Here is a 9,306-nt window from a genome sequence, read left to right as displayed (position 1 = left end):
AAATGCCCCGGTCGTTCAGACCGGGGAAGAGGAGGAGTGGTTAGTGCGCGCGACCTTGTTCTACGCCGTACCCGGTCTGGGAACGGATGAACTGGGCACGGAACTGCTCGCGTTCGCGATTACCTTCTTCTGAGTTATCGGTAGCAGAGAAGAACCAGATCCCAAGGAACGCTACGCTGATGGAGAACAGCGCCGGATATTCATACGGGAAAATGGCTTTTTCGTGACCAAGGATCTGGACCCAAATCGTCGGGCCAAGCACCATCAGCACCACCGCCGTCAGCAGACCTAACCAGCCGCCCAACATCGCGCCACGCGTGGTCAGTCTTGACCAGTACATGGAGAGCAGAATGATCGGGAAGTTGCAGCTGGCTGCGATAGCAAACGCCAGACCTACCATGAAGGCGATATTCTGGTTCTCAAACAGCACGCCGAGCAGGATGGCAATCACCCCCAGCACCAGTACGGTGATTTTCGACACCTTCAGCTCTTCACGTTCGGTTGCGCCTTTACGGAACACGTTGGCATACAGGTCGTGAGAAACGGCCGATGCGCCCGCCAGCGTCAGGCCTGCAACCACTGCCAGGATGGTGGCAAACGCCACGGCTGAGATGAAGCCCAGGAACAGGTTGCCGCCCACCGCATTTGCCAGGTGAACCGCCGCCATGTTGTTACCGCCGATCAGCGCGCCAGCAGCGTCTTTATACGCCGGATTAGCGCCCACCAGCATGATCGCGCCAAAGCCGATGATAAAGGTCAGGATGTAGAAATAACCCATAAAACCGGTGGCATAGAACACGCTCTTACGCGCTTCGCGGGCATCGCTGACAGTGAAGAAGCGCATCAGGATGTGCGGCAAGCCTGCCGTACCAAACATCAGGCCGAGACCTAACGACAGGGCGGAGATCGGATCTTTTACCAGTCCGCCCGGGCTCATAATGGCTGAACCTTTCGGGTGTACCGCCATTGCTTCGGTGAACAGGTTGTTGAAGCTAAAGCCGACGTGCTTCATCACCATAAAGGCCATAAAGCTGGCGCCGAACAGCAGCAGAACGGCTTTGATGATCTGTACCCAGGTGGTCGCCAGCATGCCGCCAAACAGGACGTACATCATCATCAGCACGCCAACCAGTACGACGGCGATGTGATAGTTTAGACCAAACAGCAGCTCAATCAGCTTACCTGCGCCGACCATCTGGGCGATCAGATACAGCGCGACCACCACCAGAGAACCACAGGCCGACAGAATACGGATTGGTCCTTGCTTCAGACGATAAGAAGCAACATCTGCAAAGGTGTAACGACCCAGGTTACGCAGACGCTCAGCAATCAGGAACAGGATAATTGGCCAGCCGACCAGGAAGCCGAGTGAATAGATCAGCCCGTCATAACCGGAGGTAAACACCAGCGCGGAAATCCCGAGAAACGATGCCGCCGACATATAGTCGCCCGCAATCGCCAGCCCGTTCTGGAAACCAGTGATGTTACCGCCGGCGGTGTAGTAGTCATTACGCGAACGTACGCGCTTAGACGCCCAGTAAGTAATACCGAGCGTAAAGATGACGAAAATCAGGAACATGACAATCGCCTGCCAGTTGGTTGGCTGGCGTTGGACTGCACCGCTAATAGCATCCGCCGCGTTTGCGGCGAAGGGCAGCGTGGCGGCAAGCGCCGTCAGGACTCTCTTCATGATGCTTTAACCTCGTGCAGAACCGCATTGTTCAGGCGGTCGAATTCACCGTTTGCCCGCCAGATATAGATCCCGGTCAGGATGAAGGAGATGAGGATCACACCGACCCCAATCGGAATACCCCGGGTGACGCTGGTTCCCGCGTGTAGCGGCGTACCCAGCCAGCCAGGCGCAAAGGCAATCAGTAAAATAAAGCTGATGTAAACTGCCAGCATGATGATGGACAGAATGGTGGCAAACCGTTGCCTTTTTTCAACTAACTCCCTGAAACGCGCACTGTCTTCTATCCGCTGATAAATAGAGTCATTCATCACAGAGTTCTCCAGAGGCCCCCTTCGTCTTTCACGTTGCAAGTGTGTTGGCCGCACTCGCCCACCTCAGTCACATAGTGAACTATGCTCCTGGGGATGCGCTCGCTTGCCGCCTTCCTGCAACGCGAAATCCTTTGGGGTGGGTTATTATATTTTCCCTCCCGGTCAGGGGAGGGGTAGGGGTAGGATTTGTAGGCCCGATAAGCCGCGCACCATCGGGCATTTCACGGTTGTGGTTATGATGGCATCGCGATGGCCTGCTTCTCTTCGAGCAGTTTCTCTACCACGCCAGGATCGGCGAGGGTCGAGGTATCGCCCAGATTGCTGGTATCGCCCGCCGCGATTTTACGCAGAATACGGCGCATGATTTTGCCGGAGCGGGTTTTCGGCAGTGAGTCGGTCCAGTGCAGCACGTCTGGCGTTGCCAGCGGACCAATTTCTTTACGTACCCAGTTGCGCACCTCGGCGTACAGCTCAGGTGACGGCTCTTCGCCGTGATTCAGCGTGACGTAGGCGTAGATCGCCTGGCCTTTAATATTATGCGGAATACCCACCACCGCGGCCTCGGCGATCTTCGGATGCGACACCAGTGCCGATTCGATTTCTGCCGTTCCCAGACGGTGGCCAGAGACGTTCAGCACATCGTCCACACGACCGGTGATCCAGTAATAGCCATCTTCGTCACGACGCGCGCCGTCGCCGCTGAAGTACATATTCTTGAAGGTAGAAAAGTAGGTCTGCTCAAAGCGTTCGTGATCGCCAAACAGCGTTCTCGCCTGGCCCGGCCACGAGTCGGTAATCACCAGGTTGCCTTCGGTCGCGCCTTCCAGCGGATTACCCTCGTTATCGACAATCGCAGGCTGTACGCCAAAGAACGGACGGGTTGCGGAACCCGCTTTCAGCTCGGTGGCGCCCGGCAGCGGGGTGATCATGAATCCACCGGTTTCGGTCTGCCACCAGGTATCGACGACCGGGCATTTTTCGTTGCCGATCTTCTTCCAGTACCACTCCCATGCTTCCGGGTTAATTGGCTCGCCAACGGAACCCAGGATACGCAGCGAGGAGCGGTCAGTGCCTTCAATCGCTTTATCACCTTCTGCCATCAGGGCGCGGATGGCGGTCGGCGCGGTATACAGAATATTGACCTGGTGCTTGTCCACAACCTGCGACATACGCGCCGGGGTTGGCCAGTTTGGCACGCCTTCGAACATCAGCGTGGTTGCGCCGCAGGCCAGCGGACCGTACAGCAGGTAGCTGTGCCCGGTTACCCAACCCACGTCAGCAGTACACCAATAAATATCGCCCTGATGGTAGTCAAACACGTACTTAAAGGTGGTTGCGGCGTAGACCAGATATCCGCCGGTGGTATGCAGCACGCCTTTCGGCTTGCCGGTTGAACCGGAGGTATAGAGGATAAACAGCGGATCTTCCGCGTTCATTTCTTCTGGCTGATGTTCCGGGCTGGCTTTCTCGATAAGATCGGACCACCACAGGTCACGGCCTTCCTGCCATTCCGTTTTTCCACCGGTACGTTTGAGGACGACCACATGTTCCACTGTTTTCACGTTCGGGTTTTTCAGCGCATCATCGACGTTCTTTTTCAGCGGGATAGCGCGGCCGGCGCGCACGCCTTCGTCGGCGGTGATCACCAGACGTGAATTGGAGTCGATGATACGTCCGGCGACGGCCTCTGGTGAGAAACCACCGAAGATGACCGAATGCACCGCGCCAATGCGGGCGCAAGCCAGCATAGCAACCGCCGCTTCCGGCACCATCGGCATATAAATGGCCACCACGTCGCCTTTTTTAATGCCTAAATCCAGTAGTGTATTGGCGAAACGGCAAACATCGCGATGCAGTTCGCGATAAGTAATGTTTTTGCTTTGGGTGGCGTCATCGCCTTCCCAAATGATGGCGGTGCGATCGCCATTTGCCTGTAAATGACGGTCAAGGCAGTTTGCGGCCAGGTTCAGGGTGCCGTCTTCGTACCATTTAATCGACACGTTGCCTGGTGCGAAGGAGGTGTTCTTCACCTGGCTGTACGGCTTGATCCAATCAAGTATCTTTCCCTGCTCGCCCCAAAATGTGTCGGGTTCGTTAACGGATTGCTGGTATTTCTCTTCGTACTGCTCCGGGTTTATCAGGCAACGATCCGCAATGTTTGCGGGAATAGCGTGTTTATGTATTTGGCTCATGGCTTTTGTTCTCCTTGTAGGATGTTAATAATATGTCTCATAAACGTTAAATGTAGGGGCTTTGAGAGTTTTGTTTAGTATTTGCGCGGCAGATCACGCAATAAACGAATTGTGCAAATTAGCGGCAAACTTAATTTTGAAGGGAACTAGCAAAAATTGATTAAATCTCGCGATAACATGTAGTTATCTAAAGGATTATTGAAAAGGTGATCTGTCTCTGAATTAGACAAAAGAGTGAGGAGTTAGAGGGGGTTTATAACTCTAAAGTGGTATTTTACATACACTTACAATTGATTAAAGACAACATTTTCAGTGTGGTTTCTTGTTACAAATAGGGTGGAGCAATGTCATGACAGTATTCGTGTGGTTGCTGTTATGGAAAACAATAAAAGAACCGCCATTGCAGATAATGGCGTCATCTGGATGAGACCCCTATGGCAAGGATAAAATCACGCGTACGCCGTTTCTTCAGCCTGTTATTACCTTTATTATTTATTTCTGCTGTTCACGCTGAACAAACTCCTGTACCCGCAAAAACCGTCACCGTTGAAGCGAAGAATGAAACCTTCGCTCCTCAGCATCCCGATCAATATCTCTCCTGGAAAGCCACGTCTGAGCAATCAGCCCGTGAAGATGCGCTGGCAGAAGATCCGCGTCTGGTGATCCTGTGGGCGGGATATCCATTCTCGCGCGATTACAACAAACCGCGTGGACACGCCTATGCCGTGACCGATGTACGTGAAACCTTACGTACCGGCGCACCAAAAACGGCTGAAGACGGCCCGCTGCCGATGGCCTGCTGGAGCTGTAAAAGCCCGGACGTAGCGCGTCTGATCCAGAAAGACGGTGAAGATAGCTACTTCCATGGTAAATGGGCGCGCGGCGGTCCAGAAATTGTTAACAATCTCGGCTGTGCAGATTGCCATAACACTGCGTCACCAGACTTCGCCAAAGGCAAGCCAGAGCTGACGCTGTCGCGTCCTTATGCAGAACGCGCGATGGAAGCAATCGGCAAACCGTTTGAGAAAGCCGGTCGCTTTGATCAGCAATCCATGGTCTGCGGTCAGTGCCACGTGGAATACTACTTCGACGGTAAAAACAAAGCCGTTAAGTTCCCGTGGGACGAGGGCATGAAAGTCGAGAACATGGAGAAATACTACGACACCATCGCCTTCTCTGACTGGACCAACTCCCTGTCGAAAACGCCGATGCTGAAAGCGCAGCACCCGGAATATGAAACCTGGAGCGCGGGCATTCACGGCAAGAACAACGTGACCTGTATCGACTGTCACATGCCGAAAGTGCAAAACGCGGAAGGTAAGATCTACACCGACCATAAGATTGGTAACCCGTTCGATAACTTTGCTCAGACCTGTGCGAACTGCCACACCCAGGATAAAGCGTCCCTGCAAAAAGTGGTCGCCGAGCGTAAACAGGCTATTCATGACCTGAAAATCAAGGTCGAAGATCAGCTGGTTCATGCGCACTTCGAAGCGAAAGCTGCATGGGATGCGGGTGCGACTGAAGCGGAAATGAAGCCGATTCTGGAAGATATCCGTCACGCACAATGGCGCTGGGACCTGTCTATCGCCTCACACGGTATTCACATGCACGCTCCGGAAGAGGGTCTGCGGATGCTGGGTAGCGCCATGGATAAAGCCGCCGATGCGCGTACCAAACTGGTCCGTCTGCTGGCGACTAAAGGCATCACCCATGAAATCCCGTTACCGGATATCTCTACCAAAGAGAAAGCCCAGGCGGCGATTGGTCTGAACATGCAGCAAATCAATGCTGAGAAGCAGGACTTCATCAAAACGGTGATTCCGCAGTGGGAAGATCAGGCGCGTAAAAACGGTCTGTTAAGCCAATAACCCCATTTCGCCCCGTCAGGGGCGGATAACTCAACGGAGTGAATATGAGCGTATTACGTTCGTTATTAACTGCTGGGGTGCTGGCGTCAGGCTTGTTCTGGAGCCTGAGTGGAATCACTGCCACGCCAACGCCGCAGGAGTCGGATCAACGCTGGACGGTTACCCAACAGCGTAATCCGGATGCCGCCTGTCTGGATTGTCACAAGCCAGATACCGAAGGCATGCATGGTAAGCATGCAGAAGTCATCAACCCGAATAACAAATTGCCGGTCACCTGCACCAACTGTCACGGCCAGCCGTCACCGAACCACCGTGAAGGGGTGAAGGATGTGATGCGCTTTAATGAGCCGATGTACAACGTTGAACAGCAGAACAGCGTCTGTATGTCCTGCCACCTGCCTGAGCAGCTACAAAAAGCGTTCTGGCCACACGATGTCCACGTAACCAAAGTGGCGTGTGCCAGCTGTCACTCACTGCATCCGAAGCAAGACACGATGCAGACGCTAAGTGATAAAGGACGGATCAAGATTTGCGTCGATTGCCACAGCGATCAGCGTAACAATCCGAACTTTAACCCGGCGTCGGTTCCGTTGCTTAAGGAGCATCCATGAGTTGCTCTCGTCGCCAGTTTATCACCCGCGTCGGCGCGCTGGTGGCAGTGAGCGGGACGGCGGGACGCGTTGTGGCGAAGACGCTGAACATCAACGGCGTACGTTACGGTATGGTACATGATGAGTCACTATGCATCGGCTGTACGACCTGCATGGATGCTTGTCGGGAAGTAAACAACGTGCCGGAAGGGGTATCGCGTCTGACGATTATTCGCAGCGAGCCGCAGGGGACGTTTCCTGATGTGAAGTATCGCTTCTTCCGTCATTCGTGCCAGCATTGCGACCATGCCCCCTGCGTTGACGTCTGCCCGACGGGGGCATCGTATCGCGATGCCGCCAGCGGTATTGTGGATGTGAACCCGGACCTTTGTGTTGGCTGCCAGTACTGTATCGCCGCGTGTCCTTATCGCGTGCGCTTTATCCATCCGGTTAGCAAAACGGCGGATAAATGCGATTTCTGTCGGAAAACCAATCTGAAAGCGGGCAAGCAGCCCGCCTGCGTTGAGTCATGTCCGACGAAGGCGCTGACGTTTGGTAATCTGGACGATCCCAACAGCGATATCTCCCGCTTGTTGCTGCAGAAAACCACCTACCGTTACAAGCTGGCGTTGGGCACAAAACCGAAGGTCTACCGCGTTCCCTTTAAATTTGGGGAGGTGAGCCAATGACATCCGCTTCTGCATTTCATTTTGAATCACTGGTGTGGGACTGGCCCATTGCCATCTATCTGTTCCTGATTGGCATCTCCGCCGGACTGGTCACGCTGGCGATTCTGCTGCGTCGTTTCCATCCGGAGGCGGGCGGTTCTGACAGCACGCTGCTACGCACTACGCTGGTGTTAGGGCCGGGGGCGATTATCTTCGGTCTGCTGATTCTGGTGTTCCACCTGACGCGTCCATGGACCTTCTGGAAACTGATGTTCCACTACAGCTTCACTTCGGTGATGTCGATGGGGGTCATGTTGTTCCAGTTGTATATGGTGGTGTTGGTGCTGTGGCTGGCAAAAATCTTTGAAAAAGAGGTGATTGCTCTGCAACAGCGCTGGCTGCCGCGATTAGGGATCGTACAGAAAATGTTGACGTTGATTGCGCCGTTTCATCGCGCGCTGGAGACGTTAATGCTGGTGCTGGCGGTCCTGCTCGGGGCGTACACCGGTTTTCTGCTGTCGGCGCTGAAATCCTACCCGTTCCTGAATAACCCGATCCTGCCGGTGCTGTTTCTGTTCTCCGGGATCTCCTCCGGCGCGGCGGTGGCGCTGATCGCCATGGCGTTACGTCATCGTAGCAATCCGCACAGTACCGAAGCGCACTTTGTGCATCGCATGGAAGTCCCGGTGGTATGGCTGGAGATCTTCCTGCTGGCGGCGTTTTTCGTCGGTCTGGCGCTGGGCGATGACGGCAAAATGCGCGCGCTGGCGGCGGCACTGGGCGGTGGATTCTGGACCTGGTGGTTCTGGCTGGGCGTGGCCGGGCTTGGGCTGATACTGCCGATGCTGCTAAAACCTTGGGCCAACCGCAGTTCGACGTTTCATGGCGTGCTGGCAGTGTGCGGTGCCAGCCTGACCGGCGTACTGCTGCTGCGCTTTTTTATTCTCTATGCGGGTCAGCTAACCGTTGCGTAAGGTGATATCTGGACGTTCTCCTTCCTGAAGCCGGTTTTCTGGCACTGTTGTTAAGCCTCGGGGTCAACGTGTTGACCCCGCTTGCCGTGTTGGTGGGTGTCCGCCAGCGCTGGCAAGGCGTAATGCGCCTGGCAAGCGTGGGCATGTGGACGCAATTTTCGCTGCTGCTGCTGGCCTTTGCCATTCTGATATTCTGCTTTCTGACCAGCGACTTTTCGGTGGTCTACGTTGCTCAGCATAGCTACAGCCTGCTGCCGTGGGGATTAAAACTGGCGGCGGTGTGGGGCGGGCATGAAGGATCGCTGCTGCTGTGGGTGCTGTTTCTTTCCGGCTGGAGCGCGCTGTTCGCCTTGCGCTATCGGCGTGATTCCGACCTGCTGTTTCCGTTAACGCTCAGCGTCCTCGCTTTGATAACGGCCCTGCTGCTGCTGTTTGTGGTGATATGGTCCGATCCGTTCGTGCGTATCTTCCCGCCAGCCATTGAAGGGCGCGATCTTAACCCGATGCTGCAACATCTCGGGTTAATCCTCCATCCGCCGCTGCTGTACCTGGGTTACGGTGGCTTGATGGTGGCGGCAGGTGTGGCGCTGGCCTCGCTGCTGCGCGGTGACTTTAATGCGCAGAGCGCCGGGGTGTGCTGGCGCTGGGCGCTGCCTGGCTGGTGTGCGCTGACGCTGGGGATTATCCTCGGCTCCTGGTGGGCCTACTGTGAGTTGGGCTGGGGCGGCTGGTGGTTCTGGGACCCGGTAGAAAATGCCTCCTTATTACCCTGGCTTTCCGCCAGTGCGCTGCTGCATAGTCTGTTCATCACGCGCCAACGTGGGATCTTCCGCCACTGGTCGCTGCTGCTGGCGATCGTCACGCTGATTTTATCGCTGCTGGGGACGCTGATTGTGCGTTCCGGCATTCTCGTTTCCGTGCACGCTTTTGCGCTGGATAACGTCCGCGCCACGCCGCTGTTCGCGCTGTTTACCGTATTGAGCCTGGCATCGCTCGGGCTGTACGCC

The 9,306-nt window shown here is 55.2% G+C and carries 8 protein-coding genes; 5 read left to right on the top strand and 3 right to left on the bottom strand.

The features are described 5' to 3' along the window. Positions 1-40 precede the first annotated feature (40 nt). The 3 genes from actP to acs form a co-directional block, all read right to left on the bottom strand. On the bottom strand, positions 41-1,690 hold the full coding sequence (gene actP, locus FDW87_RS09320) for a cation/acetate symporter ActP (RefSeq protein WP_016155369.1): 1,650 nt from the start codon (positions 1,688-1,690) through the stop codon (positions 41-43). Continuing rightward, the gene (locus FDW87_RS09315) at positions 1,687-2,001 is read right to left on the bottom strand and encodes a DUF485 domain-containing protein (protein ID WP_016155370.1); all 315 of its coding nucleotides are present in this window, start codon (positions 1,999-2,001) and stop codon (positions 1,687-1,689) included. The genes actP and FDW87_RS09315 overlap by 4 nt, the downstream gene beginning before the upstream one ends. A gap of 236 nt (positions 2,002-2,237) precedes the next feature. Then, positions 2,238-4,196: an acetate--CoA ligase gene (acs, locus tag FDW87_RS09310; protein ID WP_016155371.1), complete on the bottom strand. Its 1,959-nt coding sequence runs from the start codon at positions 4,194-4,196 to the stop codon at positions 2,238-2,240. Positions 4,197-4,630: 434 nt separating this feature from the next. Here acs and nrfA point away from each other — a divergent pair, with 434 nt between their 5' ends. From nrfA to nrfE, 5 genes are all read left to right on the top strand, one after another. Then, complete coding sequence (gene nrfA, locus FDW87_RS09305) at positions 4,631-6,067, top strand: ammonia-forming nitrite reductase cytochrome c552 subunit (RefSeq protein WP_137379681.1); 1,437 nt, start codon at positions 4,631-4,633, stop codon at positions 6,065-6,067. Between the two features lie 44 nt (positions 6,068-6,111). Further along, positions 6,112-6,678, top strand: a complete 567-nt coding sequence (gene nrfB / locus FDW87_RS09300; protein ID WP_005132587.1) for a cytochrome c nitrite reductase pentaheme subunit — start codon at positions 6,112-6,114, stop codon at positions 6,676-6,678. After that, positions 6,675-7,346, top strand: coding sequence for a cytochrome c nitrite reductase Fe-S protein (gene nrfC, locus FDW87_RS09295; protein ID WP_137379680.1), 672 nt, complete (start codon positions 6,675-6,677; stop codon positions 7,344-7,346). The genes nrfB and nrfC overlap by 4 nt, the downstream gene beginning before the upstream one ends. After that, the gene (gene nrfD / locus FDW87_RS09290) at positions 7,343-8,299 is read left to right on the top strand and encodes a cytochrome c nitrite reductase subunit NrfD (RefSeq protein WP_016155452.1); all 957 of its coding nucleotides are present in this window, start codon (positions 7,343-7,345) and stop codon (positions 8,297-8,299) included. The genes nrfC and nrfD overlap by 4 nt, the downstream gene beginning before the upstream one ends. Before the next feature lie 8 nt (positions 8,300-8,307). Further along, a partial coding sequence (gene nrfE, locus FDW87_RS22190; RefSeq protein WP_252363093.1) for a heme lyase NrfEFG subunit NrfE occupies positions 8,308-9,306 on the top strand: 999 nt, incomplete at its 3' end.

It is taken from the genome of Citrobacter sp. wls826 (assembly GCF_005281245.1).
In the GTDB taxonomy this organism is placed as follows: Bacteria; Pseudomonadota; Gammaproteobacteria; order Enterobacterales; family Enterobacteriaceae; genus Citrobacter; species Citrobacter braakii.
Note: the sequence above shows the minus strand (reverse complement) of the source record. Positions and strands in the feature narration are given on the sequence as shown.

Bases quoted from the DNA above. Each gene is read 5' to 3' on its own strand.
- FDW87_RS09315 (WP_016155370.1), bottom strand. From the start codon at position 2,001: ATGAATGACTCTATTTATCAGCGGATAGAAGACAGTGCGCGTTTCAGG.
- actP (WP_016155369.1), bottom strand. From the start codon at position 1,690: ATGAAGAGAGTCCTGACGGCGCTTGCCGCCACGCTGCCCTTCGCCGCA.
- nrfB (WP_005132587.1), top strand. From the start codon at position 6,112: ATGAGCGTATTACGTTCGTTATTAACTGCTGGGGTGCTGGCGTCAGGC.
- nrfC (WP_137379680.1), top strand. From the start codon at position 6,675: ATGAGTTGCTCTCGTCGCCAGTTTATCACCCGCGTCGGCGCGCTGGTG.
- nrfD (WP_016155452.1), top strand. From the start codon at position 7,343: ATGACATCCGCTTCTGCATTTCATTTTGAATCACTGGTGTGGGACTGG.
- nrfA (WP_137379681.1), top strand. From the start codon at position 4,631: ATGGCAAGGATAAAATCACGCGTACGCCGTTTCTTCAGCCTGTTATTA.
- acs (WP_016155371.1), bottom strand. From the start codon at position 4,196: ATGAGCCAAATACATAAACACGCTATTCCCGCAAACATTGCGGATCGT.